At 57.4% G+C, this 20,887-nt stretch carries 16 protein-coding genes; 8 read left to right on the top strand and 8 right to left on the bottom strand.

The features are described from left to right. The first annotated feature begins 73 nt into the window (after window positions 1-73). From HCG46_RS18565 to HCG46_RS18555, 3 genes are all read left to right on the top strand, one after another. Window positions 74-1,273 (top strand): ABC transporter substrate-binding protein, encoded by a 1,200-nt coding sequence (locus HCG46_RS18565; RefSeq protein WP_055653752.1) that lies wholly within the window; start codon window positions 74-76, stop codon window positions 1,271-1,273. Window positions 1,274-1,376: 103 nt separating this feature from the next. Further along, complete coding sequence (locus HCG46_RS18560) at window positions 1,377-1,976, top strand: TetR/AcrR family transcriptional regulator (RefSeq protein WP_023004070.1); 600 nt, start codon at window positions 1,377-1,379, stop codon at window positions 1,974-1,976. 112 nt (window positions 1,977-2,088) lie between these two features. Beyond that, complete coding sequence (locus HCG46_RS18555; protein ID WP_168687029.1) at window positions 2,089-3,195, top strand: alkene reductase; 1,107 nt, start codon at window positions 2,089-2,091, stop codon at window positions 3,193-3,195. A 92-nt stretch (window positions 3,196-3,287) separates the two neighbouring features. On the opposite strand, the gene HCG46_RS18550 is transcribed toward HCG46_RS18555, so the two are convergent. Next, window positions 3,288-3,692 carry a DUF4345 domain-containing protein gene (locus HCG46_RS18550; protein ID WP_168687028.1) on the bottom strand — a complete coding sequence of 135 codons (405 nt, stop codon included), beginning with the start codon at window positions 3,690-3,692 and terminating at the stop codon, window positions 3,288-3,290. Between the two features lie 137 nt (window positions 3,693-3,829). Here HCG46_RS18550 and HCG46_RS18545 point away from each other — a divergent pair, with 137 nt between their 5' ends. From HCG46_RS18545 to amt, 4 genes are all read left to right on the top strand, one after another. Beyond that, window positions 3,830-4,801: an AraC family transcriptional regulator gene (locus tag HCG46_RS18545; protein WP_168687027.1), complete on the top strand. Its 972-nt coding sequence runs from the start codon at window positions 3,830-3,832 to the stop codon at window positions 4,799-4,801. 201 nt (window positions 4,802-5,002) lie between these two features. Next, a complete protein-coding gene (gene ilvD / locus HCG46_RS18540) occupies window positions 5,003-6,847 on the top strand; it encodes a dihydroxy-acid dehydratase (protein ID WP_152511049.1) in 1,845 nt (614 codons plus the stop codon). Between the two features lie 221 nt (window positions 6,848-7,068). Next, window positions 7,069-8,178 (top strand): metal-dependent hydrolase, encoded by a 1,110-nt coding sequence (locus tag HCG46_RS18535; RefSeq protein ID WP_168687026.1) that lies wholly within the window; start codon window positions 7,069-7,071, stop codon window positions 8,176-8,178. A gap of 343 nt (window positions 8,179-8,521) precedes the next feature. Continuing rightward, complete coding sequence (gene amt / locus HCG46_RS18530) at window positions 8,522-11,716, top strand: ammonium transporter (RefSeq protein ID WP_209009523.1); 3,195 nt, start codon at window positions 8,522-8,524, stop codon at window positions 11,714-11,716. Window positions 11,717-11,725: 9 nt separating this feature from the next. On the opposite strand, the gene HCG46_RS18525 is transcribed toward amt, so the two are convergent. The 5 genes from HCG46_RS18525 to HCG46_RS18505 all read right to left on the bottom strand — a co-directional run bounded on the left by HCG46_RS18525 (window position 11,726) and on the right by HCG46_RS18505 (window position 17,458). Then, window positions 11,726-12,661, bottom strand: coding sequence for a hypothetical protein (locus HCG46_RS18525; RefSeq protein WP_209009522.1), 936 nt, complete (start codon window positions 12,659-12,661; stop codon window positions 11,726-11,728). Between the two features lie 217 nt (window positions 12,662-12,878). Next, window positions 12,879-13,403, bottom strand: a complete 525-nt coding sequence (locus HCG46_RS18520) for a TerB family tellurite resistance protein (protein WP_023004079.1) — start codon at window positions 13,401-13,403, stop codon at window positions 12,879-12,881. Between the two features lie 137 nt (window positions 13,404-13,540). Next, entirely contained in the window at window positions 13,541-13,879 is a 339-nt protein-coding gene (locus HCG46_RS18515; RefSeq protein ID WP_168687025.1) for a hypothetical protein, read from the bottom strand. A 306-nt stretch (window positions 13,880-14,185) separates the two neighbouring features. Further along, window positions 14,186-16,372: an anthranilate synthase component I gene (locus HCG46_RS18510; RefSeq protein ID WP_168687024.1), complete on the bottom strand. Its 2,187-nt coding sequence runs from the start codon at window positions 16,370-16,372 to the stop codon at window positions 14,186-14,188. A 234-nt stretch (window positions 16,373-16,606) separates the two neighbouring features. Further along, window positions 16,607-17,458: a transporter substrate-binding domain-containing protein gene (locus HCG46_RS18505; RefSeq protein WP_168687023.1), complete on the bottom strand. Its 852-nt coding sequence runs from the start codon at window positions 17,456-17,458 to the stop codon at window positions 16,607-16,609. Window positions 17,459-17,871: 413 nt separating this feature from the next. Here HCG46_RS18505 and sthA point away from each other — a divergent pair, with 413 nt between their 5' ends. After that, complete coding sequence (gene sthA / locus HCG46_RS18500; RefSeq protein ID WP_023004084.1) at window positions 17,872-19,272, top strand: Si-specific NAD(P)(+) transhydrogenase; 1,401 nt, start codon at window positions 17,872-17,874, stop codon at window positions 19,270-19,272. Window positions 19,273-19,339: 67 nt separating this feature from the next. Here sthA and HCG46_RS18495 read toward each other — a convergent pair whose 3' ends face one another. Together HCG46_RS18495 and HCG46_RS18490 are read right to left on the bottom strand one after the other, a co-directional pair. Continuing rightward, the gene (locus HCG46_RS18495; RefSeq protein WP_168687022.1) at window positions 19,340-20,104 is read right to left on the bottom strand and encodes an FKBP-type peptidyl-prolyl cis-trans isomerase; all 765 of its coding nucleotides are present in this window, start codon (window positions 20,102-20,104) and stop codon (window positions 19,340-19,342) included. Window positions 20,105-20,254: 150 nt separating this feature from the next. Continuing rightward, on the bottom strand, window positions 20,255-20,833 hold the full coding sequence (locus HCG46_RS18490) for a MarR family winged helix-turn-helix transcriptional regulator (protein WP_023014493.1): 579 nt from the start codon (window positions 20,831-20,833) through the stop codon (window positions 20,255-20,257). Window positions 20,834-20,887: the final 54 nt, after the last annotated feature.

The following is a 20,887-nucleotide window of genomic DNA, read 5'->3' as shown; positions in this document are numbered from 1 at the left end:
AATAGAATGAACGGCAGGCATTTCGCCCGGGCAGGGCGAAAGGCGAAGCCAGAAACGACAGGCAAAAAAGATCATGACGCGCTGGATCTCTCACCTCATCTCTCGAACGGTCGGATTGGCGGCGGGCGTTGCTGCTGGAATGGCGCTCACGTGCCACTCGGCGGCCGCGCAGGATGTGCAGGAATTGAAGATCGGTCTGTTGGCGACACTGTCCGGCCCGGCGGCCGTCTACGGTGAACACATGCGCGACGGTTTCATGCTGGCCGTCGAGCAATCCAATGGCGCGCTTGGTGGCTTGCCCACCAATGTGATCGTGGTCGATGACAAGCTGGATCCGGACAATGCGCTGGAGCAGGCAACGAAACTGATCGAGGAAAATGGCGTCGATCTCATCGTCGGCGTCAATTTCTCCAAGGTGATGCTTGCCGTGCACGATCCTATCGTGCGGTCGAAGACCTTGTTTATCGGAACGCATTCCGGGCCTGCGCCGATCGCCGGGCGCAATTGCAGCCGTTATTTCTTCTCCACCGCGTCACAGGACGATCAGGTCCACGAGACGATGGGGCGTTACGCCAGTCTCAAAGGGTACCAGGACGTCGTCACGATCGCTCCTGACTATGAAGCTGCCCGGGATGCCGTTGCCGCGTTCCGCCGCCATTTCAAGGGACAGATCGCCCGCGAACTGTTCCCGAAACTGGGTCAGACCGATTTCTCGGATGAGTTCAAGCAGATCGAGGAAATAGAACCGGATGCGATTTTCACCTTCATGCCGGGCGGCATGGGGGTAGAACTGGTGAAACAGTTCCACACTTCCGGGCTGAAGGGTATTGTACCGTTCCTCTCGTCCGACACGGTCAATGCCGTCACGCTACCCTATACGGCGGAGATGGCTGAGGGACTTTACAGCGCATCTCATTGGGCGCCAAACCTTGATAATCCGGCCAACAAGAGGTTCGTGCGGGAGTTCAGCAAGGCCTACAAATACGAGCCCTCGGTCTACGCTGCGCAAGGCTATGATGCTGCCAAGCTGATCCATTTTGCCCTGGAACTGACCGGGGGCATCAAGGACCAGGAAGCGTTGATCTCGGCTATCAGTGCGGCTCCCTTTGAAAGCGTTCGAGGCGACTTCCGCTTCAATTCCAACCAGTTCCCCATTCAGGATTTCTATATTGTGGAAGGGGTCCGGCGCACCAGCAAGCTCTATGAGATGGAAGCCGTTGCCCGGGTCTTCGACGATGTCGGCGATGCCTATGCCGGTTCGTGCCGTATGTAGTTTTATCCTGCACAGACCAGGCATCGGGATGATCTGAAACGATCGGTCCAGAAATCAGACTTGCTCCTCTTGCATTCTGGACTGCGTAGTCCATATCAGAGGCATGAGAAACGCAGAGGTCCATATTTCCGGCTCGGAGAAACGCACGGCAGGTCCGGGCAGGCCGCGCAGCTTCGATGAAGCGGCGGCGCTTGAGGCGGCCATGCATGTTTTCTGGCAGAAGGGCTTCGAAGCGACGTCTCTGGACGATCTCACCAAGGCAATGGGGCTTAGCCGTTCCAGTTTCTACGCCACTTTCGGCTGCAAGCAGACGCTGTTTCTGCGAGCGCTGGAGCATTATTCGAAAAACGGAATCCGTGGCCTGAAGGAAGTTGCCGAAACCGCTGAAGATGACGCGGTGGACGCGATGATGCAGGCTTTGTCCGATCCGAAAGGGGGGCCAAGGGGCTGCCTTCTGGTCAATTGCATCACCGAACTTGCGCCCCATGACGACAAGGTTGCCGAGATTGGCCGTCGTCACCTGGAAAATATCGAAGACCTCTTTGCCAGGGCGATCGACCCGGACAACCCGGATGCTGTCCGGGATAGGGCGAGCGCCTATTCATCGCTTGCCATTGGAACCCTGGCGCTGCGCAAGGCTGGAGTTCCGGCAGAGCGGATTGCCAGAACCCTGAAGCAGGCAAGGACCGTCCTGATGCCATAATCGCCCGGGCGGTGTGGTAGCGTTCATGAAGAACCACGGAGTTGTGCGCATAATATTGGACTGTTTAGTCCAGAAATAGTGAAGCAGACAAACTTCAAAAGGAAAGAAGAACATGTCAGAAGCAAAACTGTTTTCGCCCGCAAAGGCAGGGGCAATCGAACTGAAGAACCGTATCGTGATGGCACCGTTGACCCGCAACCGGGCTCGGCACGAAGACGATGCACCGCATGATCTGACAGTGAAATATTACGATCAGCGTGCCGGAGCAGGATTGATCATCACCGAGGCCTCGCAGATCTCGCCGCAGGGTAAGGGATATGCATGGACGCCTGGCATCTATTCAGATGCGCAAGTGGCGGGCTGGAAGAAGGTCACCGATGCGGTTCATGCAAAAGGTGGCAAGATTGTCATTCAGCTCTGGCATGTCGGCCGTATTTCTCATCCGGTTCTCCAGCCGGGTGGCGCAGATCCGGTGGCTCCTTCTGCAATTGCTGCCAAATCCAAGACGTTTGACGGAACGCAATTCGTTGATACGCCGACGCCGCGTGCGTTGGACGCCAGCGAGATCCCGGGCATTGTCGAGGACTATAGAAAAGCCGCCGAAAACGCGAAGAAAGCTGGCTTCGACGGTGTCGAGGTGCATGCTGCCAACGGTTATCTGATCGACCAGTTCCTGCGCGATGGCTCCAACAAGCGTGACGATGCCTACGGCGGATCCATCGAGAACCGGACCCGCTTCCTGAAGGAAGTTATGGATGCCGTTGTTGGTGTGCTGGGTGGTGACCGGGTCGGCATCAGGCTGAGCCCGTTCTCCAGCGCCAACGACATTGCCGACAGCAATCCGCAAGCGACCTTCTCGCACGCGATCAAATTGCTCAACGGCTATGGTCTTGCCTACCTGCATCTGGTTGAAGGCCAGACCGGTGGTCCGCGCGATATCCCGAATGGTGGCGATTTGTCAGCTCTCTACGCACTCTTTGACGGTGCCCATATGGGCAACAACGGTTACGACCGTGCTTCCGCAATCGAGGCAGTGGAAACAGGCGCAGTCGATCTGGTCGCGTTCGGTCGTCCGTTCATTTCCAATCCGGATCTGGTCGAGAGGCTTGAGAAGAATGCTCCGCTGAACGCGCTGGATACCGATACGCTCTATGGCGGCAGCGAAAAAGGCTACACGGATTATCCCACCTTGTCAGAAGCGTCTGTCGCGGCGGAGTAATCCAGAAGGTTTCGGGCCGCCCGACATCCACCCCCTCCGGGGCGGTCTGAAGGATAGCCGGTGCAGGGTTTCGACCCGCACCGGCTTTCTTTTTATGCGTGCAAAGGGGGATTTGCCCTGCTGACAAGCAGTTGAGCGGCACACCAGCAGCCAAGTCCCAACTCCACTGCGGTCGCGGCGACAAGTGGTGCAGGGGGCATGCCGTCGAGGGCCAGGCTGACAAGCCGGCCTGCGCCATAGCCAAGCAGCAAGGCGGCGGACGCCAGCAATCCGATTGTCTCCCACGAACGATAGAAAAGACCCATCGAAGCGGCGAAACACGCCAGCAAGATGAGGACGCCGGGTGAGCGAACCTCGCTCATCATCGCCGCGGAAGGATTGAGGGTTATTCCGTTTGAAGAAAACAGAAGCTCCGGCGCAAAGACGATCAGGGAGCCGATCACCAGAAAGGTCAGGGCGGACAGGGCGAGGGCGGCTTTTTTGCTCAGGGTGTTCATTGGCTGTCTCCGGTTCGTTTGAACTGGAATCCAGGATCTGATACGTGCGTCAGATGATCTATGATATAAAGAATAAGAAAACTTGCAGATCGTCCAGATTTCTGGGCGGGTGACCAGCGTTCAAGTGGGAGTTCCTGATGTCCTTGCCGAGCCCGGTCTTGCAAGCCGACCAATCCTCGCCCTCGCTGGATTTTGCCCCGCTTGGCGATGTGTTGCATCTTCTAAGGCTCACGGGAACCTTCTACTGCAATCCCGAACTGTCAGCTCCCTGGGCAATTGATGTTCCGGACATGGGTGGGCAGATGGTTCTTCTGGTGGTGACCGAGGGGAGTTGTTTGCTGCAGACGGAGCACTGCGAGACGATTTCCTTGACCGCCGGGCAGCTTGTGCTCTTGCCGCATGGCAAACCGGTTGTCATGAGTAGTGATGCCGAAGCTGTCGCGACGCCTCTGTTCGACATTCCTGCCATCCGACACAGCCCCTCCTACGAAACCATGGTATTTGGTGGGGGCGGGGCCGTCACCCGGATGACCTGTGGTGTGTTGAAGCTTGACCACGCGGCTGCCGAACGACTGCAGCAGCTGTTGCCCCCGGTCATACGATTGGACACCTTCGCTCAGCACGCCGGCCCATGGATCTACAGCACGCTGAAATACCTGGCAGAAGAGGCATGCAATCCGCAGCCGGGCGGAGAAACGGTGCTGACACGCCTGACGGATATTCTCGTCGTACAGGCGATCCGGGCGTGGCTGCAGAGCAACGAGGCGCTTGGAACAGGTTGGCTTGCAGCCTTGCGCGATCCAAAGATCGGGCGGGCCCTGCAGGCCTTTCACCGGGCTCCGCAAGAAGGCTGGACCATTGCCCGGTTGGCGGAAAGGGCTGGTATGTCACGTTCCGCGTTTGCCGCGCGCTTCAAGCAACTGACCGGGGAAGGTGCCATGCAGTATGCCCTGCATTGGCGCATGCAATTGGCACGAATGGATCTGAGGGAAGGAAAGCGTACACTGGCGGAGATTGCCATCGGGCTCGGCTACGAGTCCGAAGCAGCATTTGCAAGGGCCTTCAAACGAATTGTCGGGACGTCGCCGGGGGCATATCGAAGGCAATAAACCGGAGTGATTTCAACATCGACCACGGCTGTGACTGGTAACCGTACCGGAGCGTACTCTTTTTTCCCATTCCGGCCTTTCGTTCGGCAAAAAAACCTGTCAAACCCATATCAGAGCTAAATCGGGCGCGGAAACCTGATCCGCTCCGGCAGCACGTCGCGCCGGAGGGACAAAGGCCTGCACACGTAGGGAGAAACGAAAATGCCCCCGTATCGTTCCAGAACATCCACTCACGGCCGCAACATGGCTGGTGCGCGCGGCCTTTGGCGCGCGACCGGCATGAAGGACGACGACTTCGGCAAGCCGATCATCGCCATCGCCAACTCCTTCACACAGTTTGTGCCGGGCCACGTCCATCTGAAGGACCTCGGCCAGCTGGTTGCCCGAGAAGTGGAAAAGGCTGGCGGTGTCGCCAAGGAATTCAACACCATCGCGGTCGATGACGGTATCGCCATGGGTCACGATGGCATGCTCTATTCGCTGCCCTCGCGCGAAGTGATTTCCGATGCGGTTGAATACATGGTCAACGGCCATTGCGCAGATGCGCTGGTCTGTATTTCCAACTGCGACAAGATTACCCCGGGCATGCTGAACGCTGCCATGCGGCTCAACATTCCGGTTGTCTTCGTTTCCGGCGGGCCGATGGAAGCCGGCAAGGTGGTGCTGGAAAATGGCGTTGCCAAGTCTGTCGACCTGATCGACGCGATGATTGCCGCTGCCGACGACCGGATGTCCGATGCAGACGTTCTGACAATGGAACAGAATGCCTGCCCGACATGCGGCTCCTGCTCGGGCATGTTCACGGCGAACTCCATGAACTGCCTGACGGAAGCCCTTGGCCTGGCCTTGCCGGGCAACGGTTCGACGCTGGCAACCCACGCAGATCGCGAACGGCTTTTCGTGGAAGCGGGGCATCTGATCGTCGATCTTGCTAAACGCTACTACGAGCAGGACGACGAAAGCGTGCTGCCGCGGAACATTGCGAACTTCAAGGCGTTCGAGAACGCCATGAGCCTCGATATCTCCATGGGCGGATCCACCAACACGATCCTGCACCTTCTGGCAGCGTCCCATGAAGGCGAAATCGGCTTCACCATCGATGACATCGACCGTCTGTCGAAACAGGTTCCGGTGCTCTGCAAGGTCGCGCCCGCGGTCGAAAACATCCACATGGAAGACGTCCACCGGGCGGGCGGCATCATGGGTATTCTCGGTGAACTGGACCGGGCAGGGCTGCTCCATACCGACCTTCCGACAGTTCATTCGGCCACGATGAAGGAAGCACTCTCGCGTTGGGATATCCGCCAGACGAACTCCGAGAGCGTGCACAAGTTCTTCAGTGCAGCACCGGGCGGTGTGCCGACACAGGTTGCCTTCAGCCAGGAGCGTCGCTGGGACGATCTCGACATCGACCGCAAGACCGGTGTCATCCGCGAGGCGGAACATGCCTACAGCAAGGATGGCGGCCTCGCCGTGCTTTACGGCAACATTGCCGAGGATGGCTGTGTGGTGAAGACTGCCGGTGTTGATGAAAGCATCCTGAAGTTTTCCGGTCCGGCTCGGATCTTCGAGAGCCAGGACAGTGCCGTCTCCGCGATCCTGACCAACAAGGTCAAGGAAGGCGACGTGGTGCTGATCCGCTACGAAGGTCCGCGCGGTGGTCCGGGCATGCAGGAAATGCTCTATCCGACCAGCTACCTGAAATCCAAGGGTCTCGGGAAAGCCTGCGCGTTGATCACCGATGGCCGTTTCTCGGGTGGTTCTTCGGGCCTGTCCATTGGCCACATTTCGCCGGAAGCTGCCGAAGGCGGTGCTATCGGACTGGTCGAGGAAGGCGATCCTATCGTGATCGATATTCCGAACCGTGTTCTGAAGGTCGATCTGCCGGATTCAGTCTTTGCCGAACGCCGCGCTGCAATGGAAGCAAAGGGCGATCAGGCCTGGAAGCCGGTCGAGATCCGCAAGCGCAAGGTTTCAACGGCACTTCGCGCCTACGCCAAACTGACCACCAGCGCTTCCAAGGGCGCCTTCCGGGTGGTCGACTGACGACGAGCTGAACTGAAATTCGGCATACCGAAATTGCAACGCCCTGCGCCCGATAGGCCGCGGGGCGTTTGTCATTTCAAGGTTATGACAAGGCAAGACAATCGCTTCAGCCTGAAGGCTAGTTGGTGGTTCGGGAAATCAATTCGTCCAAGACCCTTGCCATTCGCATGCTTCCGCCGCACATATCCGGCTTATCTTCCGGTTCAGATCCAAGGCAGTAGATGGATTCTCTTACCCAGTTTGTTCTCGGCGCAGCCGTCTCCACAGCATTCCTTGGCAAAAAACTTGGCCCCAGAAAGGCTGCTCTAATCGGCGGGGTCCTCGGGACGTTGCCGGACCTGGATGTCCTGATCCCCTATGACGATCCCATCGACAGTTTCGTCTACCATCGTGGCTGGACCCATTCGGTCTTTGTACATGCATTGGCGGCGCCATTGTTGGGCGAGGGGCTGATAAGGCTGTTCAAGGGCTTGAGGGACTGCCGCTGGCTGACCTGGCTCACTGTCTTCCTGTGTCTTGCCACCCATGCAGGCATTGATGCAATGACGGTCTACGGCACGCGGCTGTTCTGGCCTTTTTATCCGGATCCCGTCGGCGTCGGGTCGGTGTTTATTATTGATCCGCTCTATACCCTGCCTCTTTTGGCCGTCGTGATCTGGGCTCTGTTCAGGAAAAACTGGACACGACGCTTTCAGGCCTGGATGACGGCTGCGCTGGTGGTTTCGACCGGATATCTTGGCCTGAGCGTCGTCCTTCAGCGTCATGTCGAGCAGAAGGCGCAAGATCTTTTCAGGCATGAAGGCATTCTTCCGGACAAGGTTTTTGCAATTGCGGCTCCCTTCAACATTCTCGTCTGGAAGGTTATCGGCCTTCAGGAAGACCGCTACGACAATCTGTATTATTCGCTTCTGGACGAGGGCGGGAAACCGGAGATCTATACCCATCCTCGACACCCGGAACTCGTTGCCTGTGTTGAAGATACGCAAGCCTTCCGGAAACTGAACTGGTTCAGCCATGGCTACTACAGGGCCGAACTGGACGACGGAAAGCTCGTCATTTCCGATCTGCGCATGGGCATGACCCCGAACTATGTTTTCCGCTTTGCGATTGCCGAGGCCCAGGACGATGGCTTCCGGGAGATCCCTCCACGAAGTGCAACGGGAGAGGTGAGTGTGGATCCTCAAGACTGGACGTGGCTGACTGCCCGGCTCAAGGGTATGGTAGCGGTGCGCCAGGCGGAGGCAGCTGTTGCAGGAACTGGTGAGGCCATTGCCGGGCAGGCATGTGCGCTTGCTGGTGAGACTTCCGGTTGGATACTGCAGGGTCGTTGAAACAGATGCCCCTGCAATCCGCTTGTGTGAGTTGATGTGAAGCCGCCTGTTGGCAAGTAACAGCGGAAATTCTTCAACTTTTACAGATTGTTAGCTGCTTTAATTTTGAGCATGTTTTTTGGTGGAATATACCCGGCACGTCGTTGGAGTTGGCGTGGTTGAGAGGATTTTGGGCAAGTATTTCAATTACTTAAATTGAAATTTTTGCTCGTTGGAATTTTGGCGGGTTTGCTGAAGAATTGGGCATCCATTTTGCAGTAAAAGACCTGACAAAATTAGCAAGACAGAATTAACCTCTCGGCGAAATCATGCCCATGTTTTCGAACAGTGGGGCAAATACATCATGAGCCGGGCGGCATACACTAGATCCGTTCTCTGCGGTGCCGGTTTTCTGGTGGCGGAACCGGCAATGGCCGCGCAGACAATGGAGCTGGCGACTTTCCAGAAAAGCCTGGACATGGTCTGGGTGCTGTTTGCAGCCGGGCTGGTTTTGTTGATGCAAGTTGGTTTCATGTTGCTGGAAGCTGGCCTCGTCCGTTCCAAGAACTCGATCAACGTTGCCCAGAAGAACCTTCTCGATCTCGCCGTCTCCGTTCTGATCTTTGCGGTCTTTGGCTTTTCGCTGGCATTCGGCGCCGGCGGAAGCTGGTTCGGGGGATTTGACACGCGGCTGTTCGGTCTGTCCGACCTTGATCCCTGGGGTCTGACCATCTTCGCCTTTCAGGTCATGTTCTGCGGTACGGCGGCAACAATCATTTCCGGTGCGGTGGCTGAACGCATGCGCCTTTCAGCGTACATCTGGTGTTCCGTGCTGACCGCCGGGCTGATCTACCCTGTGTTTGCGCATTGGGCGTGGGGACAGGCGCTGTTTTCAGATGCCACGGCAATGCTTGCCAACATCGGCTTTGTCGATTTCGCCGGGTCAACGGTGGTCCATGGCACGGGCGCATGGATCGCGCTGGCTGCCTGTGTGATCCTGGGGCCGAGATCCGGCCGCTTCGGAGTCGACGGGCGGGCCTATCGCATTCAGGGCCACAGTTCCGTTCTTGCAACGTCTGGTGCGTTAATCCTTTTTGTCGGCTGGCTTGGCTTCAACGGCGGCTCCACACTTGCCGCCTCCTGGCATGTGCCGATGATCCTCGCGAACACCGTTCTTGCCGCCGCGGCTGGCACCGGGGCGGGGTATCTTCTTGGCCGTCAGAAAGACAAGGTCATTCTGCCGGAAAACTCGATCTCGGGGCTATTGGGTGGCCTGGTTGCCGTCACTGCCGGTTGCCATCTTCTGACCCCGGTCGGTGCACTGGTGATCGGCGCCGTCGGTGGTGCCGTTGCCATTTTCGGTGCGGTCCTTCTGGAACGTGTCCTGAAGATTGACGATCCCGTCGGTGCAATCAGCGTACACGGATTTTCAGGCGTTGCCGGTACGCTGGGACTGGCGCTTCTGGCACCAGCAGACCAGTTGCCGCTGGGAGCGCATCTGCCGCAGTTTCTGGTCCAGTTCACCGGAGCGCTTGCCTGCTTTGTCTGGAGTTTCGGGTCCGGTTGGCTCGTGCTGTCCGTCTTGAACAAGATGCAGCCGATCCGGCTCGACCTTGCAAGCGAGGATCTTGGCCTCAACGAGGCGGAGCACGGCACGCGGCTTGGTATCGGACATGTGGAAGATGCCCTTGATCGCCTGATTGCCGGCAAGGCGGACCTCTCGATGAGGCTGGAAGTTGCCAAGGGCGATGATTCAGAGCGCCTGACGCGTCTGTTCAATGCGCTCATGGATACCGTTCAGAACGAGGAACAGGCTCACAATCGTGCCGCAGATGCCAAGCGGACGCGCGAAGAGGCTGAACGCCTGTCGGCCCTTGCCAACGCCACATTCGATGCAATCGTCATTTCGGTCGACGGACGGATCCTGGACGGTAACAAGACCTTCGAGGATCTCATCGGCTATCCGATCGACGAACTCGAGATGCGCGGACTATACGAGTTTGTCGACAATGAACTCGCCGGCACGCTCGAGGAGCATCTGGTCAAGGCGGAAAAGGAACCGAGGGAAGTCACTCTGATCAACCGCTCTGGTGAGCGTGTGCCCGTCGAGATCCGCACCCGTGTCATTTCCTATCGCGGCATTCCGACCCGCGTCTCCGCTCTGGTTGACCTGAGGGAGCGCAAGAAGGCTGAGGCACAGATCCTGCACCTTGCCCAGCACGATCCGTTGACGGACCTGCCCAATCGCGCCGTCTTCAATGCCGAGCTCAAACAGACCATCGGCAAGTGCAAGCAGCATGGTATATCGGCAGCCCTTCTGATCATAGATCTGGACCGCTTCAAGGATATCAACGATCTGCACGGTCACCCGGTCGGTGACATCGTCATCCGGGTCACCGCAGAGCGTTTGCGCCACTCGTGCCGCCACGGTGATACGGTTTCACGCCTCGGCGGCGATGAGTTTGCGATCATCCAGAACGGCATCCAATTCGCCAATCAGGCAGAGGATATGGCCATGCGTCTGGTCAAGTCCCTGTCGGAGCCGATCGACTGTGGCCACGGGCTAATACTGAAACCGGGAGCAAGCATCGGTGTTGCGCTGATGACCGGATACGACGCCGAAGACCAGGTCATCTCCAATGCCGACATCGCGCTTTACAATGCCAAGAACGGCGGACGGCATACCTATTGTGTCTTCCAGCCGGGCATGGGGGATGAAGTTCGCCAGCGCAGGGCCTTGGAAAAGGACATGAATACGGCACTCTCAGCGGGCGAATTCGAGTTGTTTTTCCAGCCGCGCATGTGCCTGGCATCCGCGCGTATCGTCAGCTATGAAGCGCTCATCCGCTGGAACCATCCGGAGCGTGGGCTTGTCAGTCCTGCCGAGTTCATTCCCGTCGCGGAGGCTTCCGGACAGATCGTTCCGATCGGCAAATATGTGTTGGCTGAAGCCTTGAGGATAGCCTCCTCGACAATCACGACTGCCAGCATCAGTATCAACGTCAGCCCGGTTCAGTTCCGCGATCGGGATTTTGTCGATGACGTTCGCAGAGCCATCGAAACGTCAGGTGTTCCGGCAGGACGGATCGAACTGGAAATCACAGAAAACACCCTGATTGAAGACGACGCCAGAGCATTGGCGGTGCTGACGCGCCTGAAGGAAATCGGGGTGAAAATAGCGCTGGACGATTTCGGCGTCGGTTATTCGTCCCTCAGCTACCTGAGCCGCTTTCCCTTCGATTGCATCAAGATCGACCGGTCCTTCGTTTCCGAAGCACAGCGCAATTACGGTTCATTGGCGATCATCGAAACGGTGGTCAGGCTCGGCAAGGCTCTCAAGATGCGCGTCGTCGCCGAAGGCGTGGAAGACACGGAAAAGCTCTGCCTGTTGGCACAGCGCGGATGCCACGAAGCTCAGGGTTATCTGATCGGAATGCCCGCACCAACGTCCAAACTTGTCCGGAGTATCCCGGAAGAAGTGAGTGAGGCACTCGATCGGCTGAAGTTCGGCGGGCTGCAGGTGTTTGAAGCGGCCAACCAGAAGCACCTGGCCAGCTAGACGCCTGCTTCAGTTCACGTTGGATTCCGACAGTGGCAGAAGCACGGTCCTGTTCAGCAGGGCATCGGGATCGTGTATTTCCGGCACCTGGGTGCAGTCGGGCTGCGGTTCGGTTGTCTCGCCGCGCTTTTCCTTGAGTTCCGCGCAGATGGGAATGGCCGCCTGCCGGGTGCCGTTGACAGCCGTCGTCACGATGTCTTGCAGGGTGCCTTCGCCAGCGTGCAACGCGACAGCGAGATGCTTTCCGAACAGCGATATCGTACGGTCTGCGGAATAATTGGCTAACTGGCCTGGACCTGAGGAAATGACCAACGCTTCCGGCCTGTTCTTGTTATCGACCGCATGATGTTCAAGAAGGCCAAGGTCGAACGCCTGAGGATTGTTGGTGTCCAGTATCAGAATGACTTCGCCAGCAGGAATGGCGTGGATCAGCGCCGCAAATGCGGAAGCAGACATCCAGGTTCCGTCGCTGATCGCCTGAAGCGTTGTCTCGGGCTTGGCACTGGCCCAGAGCTCCAGCGCATAGTTGGTTTGGTCACCAGTGCCGGTTTGCTCGACAACACCAAGTGGCAAGTTGGCATAGATCACCAGCCGGTCTTCAGGTCCGAGCTTGTTGGCAAGTTCGGTTGCCTTGAGTTTGAGAGCCGCAGCACTGGCGCCCTCGTTGACAAGCAAGTGTTGCCGGTCTGGCCCGGCGTCGAGCCTTGGGGCCAGTGAGGACATCACCTTGTCCACGCTGTAACGGCAGATTTCGACCGATTGCGGGTTCCAGGGAGGGCAGGTTCCAAGACCAAGGATGTGGTTCTTCAACGACGCGCCGTCTTCGGCTGCGGAAGGTTGACCATAAAAGGGAAACATCACAATGGCTGCCGCCACGAGGCGGCGGCATGCGTCACCCCACGACCGAACCCGGCGTTTCCTTGCCTCTGGTACGCTTACGGCCATCATGTCTCCCTGAAACCTGTTTTGACAGGATTTGGTATTTATACTTTTCAACAGTGAAGGCTGAATAAATCAGACTGCGTATATCTATAGAACTCTGTTGTAATCTGTTAATCAACTTTCTTTTGGCAAAGCAGTCTTCAAATCATGCTGAAACATGCGAAACGAAGATGCAGAACTTATCTTTCGATACTAAAGTTACGTAACGTAAAATTAGATCTCAGGCATTCAGTTGTTTGAGACGCTCGATCACTTGTTGGGTGTCGTCTGTAAGGGTTCCGGTGTCGGCCTTTCCCACCGCACTGACCATGCGGATCAAATCTGGCAGAGTGTCGCGACCGCCAAGATTTACCGTACGTTTGATGAGGCGCCGGATCATGTCGTCCGGATTGCTGCTCTGGTTGGCGAGCCATTTGGCAAACTGGAACAGTTCCTCCACTTCACCGGCAGGCATTGCAAACACCGACTGAAGCTGTTCCAGGATCATATCCTGTTCGGCTCTGGAAATGCCGCCATCGGTTTCGGCGACGAGGACCAGCAGAGCTGCAGCCGAAACACGAGGGTCATCGACACCTTCCGCCGGGTGCTGGTTTGCTCGTGTCCTGAAACCGAAACGCCGCGCGGCTGCCTTGATGTCTTGAGCAGCATCAAGCACCACCCTGGTGTTGTCGGCGACCCTGCGAACTCGATAGATCCAAAAAGCGCCAGCGGCTAAAATGCCAAGAGCTGCAAGCAGAATATGCAAGGAAAATCTCCTTCAAAAAAACTGCGTCAGCTTTACCTCAGGTTGCGGGAAAAATCGTGACAAAAATCACGAGGGTGCCGGGAGTTGAAAGAAAAAAAGCCGCGCCGGTTCGGCGCGACTGTTTTTCGACGGCTCAATCAGGAATCGTTGCCGTCGGTCTTGTCCATGAGCGGCTGGTTGGTTGCCTGATTGCCGTCCAGGTCCATTTTGGTTGAAGCGTGGCTTTCAACACGGCCTTCAACCTGCTGTTCGGCTGTCAACGGTTCGTCGCCGTCAAGGTCGCCCACCATTGCTTTGGGGGCATCAACCGGTGCGTCAGCCGCAGCTGCTGCGTTTGCTTCAGGACATGCAACGATTGGCTTGTCGCCGCTTCCGTCGCTGCCGCAAGGGTCTTCCGCCTGTGCGAAGCTGACCATTGCCGTGGAGGCGATGAATGCGCTCATGAGCGGAACGATTGTCTTCTTAAGGGTAAGCATTGGTTTTCTCCTTTGCTTCGTGAGACACCTTCAACTCGCTGAAACCTGACTTGAGGTCCGTGCCGTTGAGGCGGTCGGGGAGAAAATGCAATGACACCCGGTATCGTTCCTGATTTTTCAGTCACGAAATTTTCAGATGTGGAACACCAAGTTTCAGGAACGAAATGGGCCGGCACCATTCGCGCGCGTGGGTAAACGGTATTGAGAAACAAGACGTTGAATAGAAAAAGTGAAACGGCGCCATCAACGGCGCCGTTCGTGATTTCAACGTTAGGAGAGGGCTGACATTGCCCTGCTGCTCGCAAATCAGGAAGCTGCAGCCACCTGTTGGTCTTTTGACGCAACAAGGCGTGTAACCACGTTTTCTATAATCTTGTGGCCGGCATCCTGATCCAGAGACATGATCGACTCCGGATGGAATTGCACCGCCGCGATCGCTTCTTTCTCATGTTCTATCGCCATCACGATCCCGTCGTCGGTTTCCGCAGTCACGCGGATATCTGCCGGCACCGTTTCCCGTTTGGCGTAAAGCGAGTGGTAGCGGCCGACGACCACCGGGGCGTTGAGGCCTTCAAACAGCAACGAGTTTCCGGAAACGGAAATCGGCGATGGCTTGCCGTGCATCGGTACGTCAAGCTGGCCCAGTTCCGCCCCGAAGTATTCGGAGAGCGCCTGCAGCCCGAGGCAGACACCGAAGATGGGCAAGGCGCGCGCGCGAGCCCGGCCGATGGTGGCGGCACAGTCGAAGTCCTTGGGATTGCCTGGGCCGGGAGACAGGACCACCAGATCCGGATTGACGTCGTGAAAGACGTGGTCTGCCACCGGGGTTCGGTAGGTAACGACATCTGCGCCGGTCTGGCGGAAATAGTTGGCAAGCGTGTGCACGAAACTGTCTTCGTGATCGACCAGCAGGATCTTCATACCTTTGCCGGGTTTCCGGTCCTCGCGCTTTTCCTGCGCGTTGACGGCAAGACCGGCCTCGCGAACGGCTGCCCGCATGGCTTCCGCCTTCAGTTCGGTTTCCGCTTCCTCGTCTTCCGGAACACTGTCGTACAGCAGGGTCGCGCCGGCACGGATCTGGGCTGTGCCATCCTTGATGCGCACGGTGCGCAACGTCAGGCCGGTGTTCATGTCTCCATTAAAGAGCACGGCACCAATTGCGCCGCCATACCAGGCGCGTGGGGACTTTTCGTGGTCTTCGATAAACTGCATGGCCCAGCGTTTGGGCGCGCCTGTCACGGTCACCGCCCAGGTGTGGGAGAGGAAAGCATCGAGCGCATCCATGTCTTCGCGCAGGATGCCTTCTATGTGGTCCACCGTATGGATCAGCCGGGAGTACATCTCGATCTGCCGCCGCCCGATCACCCGAACAGAGCCGGGAACGCAGACGCGGCTCTTGTCGTTGCGGTCGACATCGGAACACATGGTCAGTTCCGCTTCGTCTTTGGCAGAGTTCAGCAGCTTGCGGATTTGGGCTTCGTCTTCAATGGCGTTCTTGCCGCGCCGGATCGTTCCGGAAATCGGGCAGGTTTCCACCCGGCGACCACCGGTGACCCGTACGTACATCTCCGGCGAAGCGCCGACGAGATATTCCTGGTTGCCGAGATTGAAGAAGAAAGAATAGGGGGAAGGGTTGATCTGGGCGAGGCGCCGCGAAACGGCGGACGGTGGATTGGCGCAGGGCTCGTAGAAGGTCTGGCCGGGCACGGTCTCGAACAGATCACCCCGGCGGAAGTAGTCCTTAGCCTTTTCGACGAGCTTTGCATATTCGCCAGGTTCATGATCACCGCGGCCAGGGTCACGGTTCGCCGGAGTATACTGCTGCTTGGCTCCCGTCCGCTCCATTCCCTTGGTGGTACGACCACCGACAACAAAGTCATATTCCAGCACGTAGGCGCGCTTGCCGTGGTGATCGACGATCAGGATCTCATCCGGCAAAAACAGGACGACGTCGCGCTGGTCGTCCGGTCGGTCGAGCTTCTGTTCGATGGGTTCGAACTGAAAGGCAACGTCATAGCCGAAGGCGCCGTAAAGCCCTAGCTGGTCATCGCCACAGGCGAACATGTCCTTCAGGGCACGGATGATCGAAAAGGTAGACGGCTGGCGTGAGCGTTCTTCCTCGTTGAACAACCGGTCGGGCCGCTTGACCGTTAGCTGGATCTTGCCGGTGTCGGCATTGAACGTGTCCACATCGTCATGTCTTTTCAGCACTTCGGCAATCGCCGGCAGCAGCAGGCCGCCACGGTCGTTCAGCGCACGGATTTCGACGTTTCTGTCCGTTGCTTCCATCACCAGGGGCGGGTTCACCAGCGCCATGTCCCAGCGAGTATACCGTCCGGGATATTCATAGGAGGAGGAAAGGACCGCCCCCATTTCGGCATCCAGTCGGTCGATCCATTCCGACGTTCCGGTTTCGTAGTCAGAAGGGCGCGATGTGCGCAGGATGGTGATCCCGCAATCGGTTTCATAGGTCTGGTCTGCCAGCACCGGCATGTCTCTGGTCCCGTTCTGGTGGCTGCCTTTGTGACGGCCTTATAAAGAACCAAGGCCGCCAGCGGTGTCCCGCGGCGGCCTTTGGTTTGATACTCGATCCCTTCAGAGCATGACTGATCGCTGGCCGCCTATTTCGCGCGACGCCACCACCAAGCTGCTTTCAGGTTCATGTTCATGGCAAGAGGGATAGATTATACGCTTCTGGATGGCAATGAAAAAAGACTACCTGACGTTTTACCGGCTTTTCCAGTGCGGCGCGGGGCGCCCATCCTTCAGACCGTGCTTCAGCCATTCGTCCCAGGCTGCATCGATATCTTCATAAGTCCCATTCTCCTGTATGGCCTGCAGTCCCTCATCGAGAAGGGCTGCTACCGCGCTTGAGCGCTCGGGCGTCAATTTGGAAAACGACACGAAAAGACCGAACCTTGCGAGTTCGTGGACAGCCCTGGGGGCTGGGGAAATGAGATCCTGACTGTTGCTGATGTGAAAGTCGGCGACCTTTTCGTAAGCGACGGCGTAGTCGGTTCGCCTCTTCGCTACGAGCGCAAGTGTCTGCAGATCGGAATCCACTTCAACCTTCGAGATCGTCTCATCGGCATCGAAGGCGTCGGTGTAGGTGTACCCTCTGACCACGGAGAAGGTCTTGTCTTTCAAGAAATCGGGATGAAATTTCGCCGTGTTGTCCGGATGGCTGTAAACCAGGATCTTTCCGAAAAAGAGCGGTGTCTGGTGAAAAATGAAATTACGCTTGTTTTCATCCGAGCCGGTGGTGTCGAAGCAGCCAAGCTGTCTGCCCTGCGCGACCTCGCGTATGCACCTGTTGTACGGCATGACGTGAAGCGTGACGTCGCAGTGTTTTGCGCTCAAGGCGGCGGTTACTAGATCCACTGCAAATCCGCGTAGCTCTCCCTCATGAAGGCCTGAATAGGGAAAAAAGGCATCTTCCGCTGCAAGAACGATCTCTTCATGCATCGGGCATTGCCCGGATTGTTCCGCCTTCGCGTTATCGATCGGCGACAGCAGCATCGCACTGAATAGAACCAACGCATGCGGCAGCCTGACTGTAATACATTCAAGCAATGCCATTGCCCGGCACGCCGTCTGGGAAGGCGATGATCCCATTTCGGTGGTCGACCCTTTCAGTGTTGGGAAACCCGTTCACGCCTGGCTGTCGTGAAGGTCCTTCATATTTACGTTTCGCTCTCGAACTTCAGCTTCCTGAAAGGTCGCATGAAATGTGAGAGAAATGGCTCTGCAGAGACCGAGAATCTCATCGATGGCGAGTATATAGACGACCGACCGTGTTTGTCTTGCAACCTGGATACAAGTTCTGGTCAGGACCGGCTTCTCCACCAAAGCTCACGGAAAACCTTCATTTTCTGCTTGCCTTCTTGACCCTTCCGCCAAGATGCTGTTTTTGCAGTGCAGCGATTTTCAACAAGGTGCCTCCGCACGAACGGAGGCCGAGTGGCTGACAGAAAACTGGCAGTGAGGGGCACATGGAACACTACGATCTGGTTGTGATCGGCAGCGGACCGGCCGGGCGCCGGGCGGCGATTCAGGCGGCAAAATTCGGCTATAATGTTCTCGTGGTGGAACGCGGACGGCGGGTCGGCGGCGTTTCGGTGCACACCGGGACCATTCCTTCCAAGACTTTGCGTGAGACCGTGCTCAACCTGACCGGATGGCGCGAACGAGGCTTCTACGGTCGCTCCTACCGGGTGAAGGAAGACCTGACGGCTGCGGACCTTCGTGCGCGGTTGCACATCACCCTCAATCACGAGGTCGAGGTTCTGGAGCACCAGTTTGCCCGAAACAAGGTCGATACGATCCGGGGCGAGGCAAGGTTCATCGAGCCGCACAAGATCGAAGTGGAGGGCGATGCCGGGGAAGTTCATTTCATCACCTCGGACAAGTTCATCATCGCCGTCGGCACCAAGCCCTTCCGTCCCGACTATGTTCCCTTTGATGGAGAATATGTTCTCGATAGCGACGAGATCCTCGAGCTTGGCGAATTGCCCCGGTCGGTCGCTGTCATCGGTGCAGGTGTTATCGGTGTCGAATATGCCTCGATATTTTCCGCGCTCGATGTACACGTGACGCTGATCGAGCCGCGTGAAACGATGCTCGACTTCCTGGACAAGGAGCTCGTTGCCGATTTCACGCATCAGCTCCGAGACCGCGGAATTGCGCTGCGCTTCGGGGCAAAGGTCCAGAAGATCGAAAAACACGGTCCCGCAGAATGTGAAATCACGCTGGAAGGCGGCCGTAGTGTCCGGTCCAACGTCATCCTGTTTGCGGCAGGGCGCATGGGCGCGACCCCGAACCTGAACCTGCAAAGCTGCGGCCTGGAAGTGGACCACCGTGGTCGTCTGAAGGTCGATCCGATGACTTTTCAGACCGACGTGCCGCATATCTATGCGGCTGGTGATGTCATCGGATTTCCGAGCCTTGCCTCGACATCCATGGAGCAGGGGCGCATTGCAGCCTGCCAGGCATTGGGAGAAAAGGCCTACGATCCGCCAGAGTATTTTCCCTATGGCATCTATGCGGTTCCGGAAATTTCGACTGTCGGCATGACCGAGGAGGAGATCAAGGAACGCGGCATTCCCTACGAGTGCGGCGTTGCCCGTTTCCGCGAAACGTCACGCGGCCACATCATGGGCCTCGATACCGGCATGCTGAAGATGATCTTCTCGCTCAAGACCCGCCGGCTTCTGGGATGTCATATTGTGGGCGAGGGCGCGACCGAACTGGTTCACATCGGCCAGGCCGTGCTCAATCTGCGTGGTACGCTGGAGTATTTCGTCGAAAACACCTTCAATTACCCCACGCTGGCCGAGGCTTACAAGATCGCCGCGCTCGATGCCTGGAACCGTATGCCGCCACTGGATCACTGAACCAGCGGTGGCGGCCTTGTCTGACGAGCTCTTCCAGATCAACTGGAATAAGGCGGACGATCCGAACTCAGCAGAGCCAGCAATTCTCCGGCAAGGCTGCCTGAGTGACTTCGCCGCCATCTTCGATCCAGTGTGCAATTCCCTTTTCGACGTTGACCACGTTTGTGAAGCCGGCCTGTCCGGCGAGATATTCTGACAGAGCCTGGCTTCGTTGCCCCGTCTGGCAGATAAACACCACTTCGTCCGAGGGGCCGGAAATCAACTTCTGAAGTTCGCTGCCGAAGGCAGGGTTCACCTGGCCACTGTCATTGAAGAACGTAACCAGATGGCTGCCCGGAATGACGCCGGTTTGCTTCCATTCGTCAGGACGCCGGATATCAATGACCGTGGTGCCTGAGGCGAGCTTTGCCTTCAGGGTGCCGTTGTCGATATCGGAGAATTTCTTCGCCTTGACCTCAAGCAGTTCGATTTCGAATTTCAATGTTGCATCCGGCGGAATGATCCCGCCTGCGCCTTGGGACCCGTAAGCCATGTCCGGCGGAATGATCAGCTCGCGCTTGCCGCCGACCTGCATGCCCTCGACGCCTTTTTCCCAACCGGGAATAACGCGCCGCTCTCCCAGCGTGAACGAAAATGGCGTGCCTCGGTCGATGCTGGAGTCGAACTTCGTTCCGTCCATCAGCCAGCCGGTGTAGTGCACCACCACCGTTTCACCGACGTTTGCTTCTTCGCCGGTTCCTTTTTCAATATCCCGGATCTGCAGCTCTTCCTGCGCCTGTGCCGGCAGGATGAAAAGCATGATGGCGAGAATGCGCGTAACCCATTTGAGCATGATGTGTTGTCCCGGTGTGTTGTTACGGACAAGAATTGGTCATCTGGGACAGGAAAACAATCCGGGTTTCCATCACAGTGACGGTAAGTCACAAGGCCGGGGTGGCTTGTGGTTTCCAGACCAGAGGCGCCTGGCTAGCCTATGCGCCAGTCAGGTCTTGCCAAGAGGATCGTTGACGGAGCGAATGAGCTTTTCCAGAAGGTCTGACAATTGCTGTTGTTCTTTTTCGCTTAACCCGCTCACCGCCTGCTGCTGTTTTGCAATGTAGTCGGGCATTTGTCCCTTTATCAGGTCCAGTCCCTTTGGGGTCAGGCAAACGGTGAGTGCCCGCCTGTCATCTGGATGCGGGCAGCGTTCAACCAGACCTGCTTTCTCCAGTTTATCGACCCGGGCCGTCATGCCGCCCGAGCTCATCATCGTGGTCCGGTACAATTCCGTCGGTGTCAGCTTGTAGGGGGGGCCGGACCGCACGAGGGTCGCCAGAACATCGAATTCACCCGTCTTCAGTCCGATATCCGCGTAGGCAGGGGCAAGATAGTCGCGGCCCATCACCTGAGACGCTTCGTTCAATCGACCAAGCAGAACCATTGGCGACAACTGCTCCGCGATCTCGGGTATTTCCCTTTGCCATTGCCTGCGCGCGCGCTCCGCACGGTCGATTAGCAGGTCTTCCGGATCTCCGAACAGGTGATCCGATGGCTTCTTGGTGTCGCTTGACCGGGTGGTCATGGTCGGAAACTCCAGATCATTTCCAGTCAGATGACGCACTTTTTTACAAGGGAA

The organism is Labrenzia sp. PO1, assembly GCF_012273635.1.
Taxonomy (GTDB): Bacteria; Pseudomonadota; Alphaproteobacteria; order Rhizobiales; family Stappiaceae; genus Roseibium; species Roseibium algicola.
This window is presented reverse-complemented; position numbering and strand designations above follow the sequence as displayed.

Bases quoted from the DNA above. Each gene is read 5' to 3' on its own strand.
- HCG46_RS18555 (WP_168687029.1), top strand. From the start codon at position 2,089: ATGTCAGAAGCAAAACTGTTTTCGCCCGCAAAGGCAGGGGCAATCGAA.
- HCG46_RS18560 (WP_023004070.1), top strand. From the start codon at position 1,377: ATGAGAAACGCAGAGGTCCATATTTCCGGCTCGGAGAAACGCACGGCA.
- HCG46_RS18545 (WP_168687027.1), top strand. From the start codon at position 3,830: ATGTCCTTGCCGAGCCCGGTCTTGCAAGCCGACCAATCCTCGCCCTCG.
- HCG46_RS18510 (WP_168687024.1), bottom strand. From the start codon at position 16,372: ATGCCGGTGCTGGCAGACCAGACCTATGAAACCGATTGCGGGATCACC.
- HCG46_RS18550 (WP_168687028.1), bottom strand. From the start codon at position 3,692: ATGAACACCCTGAGCAAAAAAGCCGCCCTCGCCCTGTCCGCCCTGACC.
- amt (WP_209009523.1), top strand. From the start codon at position 8,522: ATGAGCCGGGCGGCATACACTAGATCCGTTCTCTGCGGTGCCGGTTTT.
- sthA (WP_023004084.1), top strand. From the start codon at position 17,872: ATGGAACACTACGATCTGGTTGTGATCGGCAGCGGACCGGCCGGGCGC.
- HCG46_RS18515 (WP_168687025.1), bottom strand. From the start codon at position 13,879: ATGCTTACCCTTAAGAAGACAATCGTTCCGCTCATGAGCGCATTCATC.
- HCG46_RS18525 (WP_209009522.1), bottom strand. From the start codon at position 12,661: ATGGCCGTAAGCGTACCAGAGGCAAGGAAACGCCGGGTTCGGTCGTGG.
- HCG46_RS18565 (WP_055653752.1), top strand. From the start codon at position 74: ATGACGCGCTGGATCTCTCACCTCATCTCTCGAACGGTCGGATTGGCG.
- HCG46_RS18535 (WP_168687026.1), top strand. From the start codon at position 7,069: ATGGATTCTCTTACCCAGTTTGTTCTCGGCGCAGCCGTCTCCACAGCA.
- ilvD (WP_152511049.1), top strand. From the start codon at position 5,003: ATGCCCCCGTATCGTTCCAGAACATCCACTCACGGCCGCAACATGGCT.
- HCG46_RS18490 (WP_023014493.1), bottom strand. From the start codon at position 20,833: ATGACCACCCGGTCAAGCGACACCAAGAAGCCATCGGATCACCTGTTC.
- HCG46_RS18495 (WP_168687022.1), bottom strand. From the start codon at position 20,104: ATGCTCAAATGGGTTACGCGCATTCTCGCCATCATGCTTTTCATCCTG.
- HCG46_RS18505 (WP_168687023.1), bottom strand. From the start codon at position 17,458: ATGGCATTGCTTGAATGTATTACAGTCAGGCTGCCGCATGCGTTGGTT.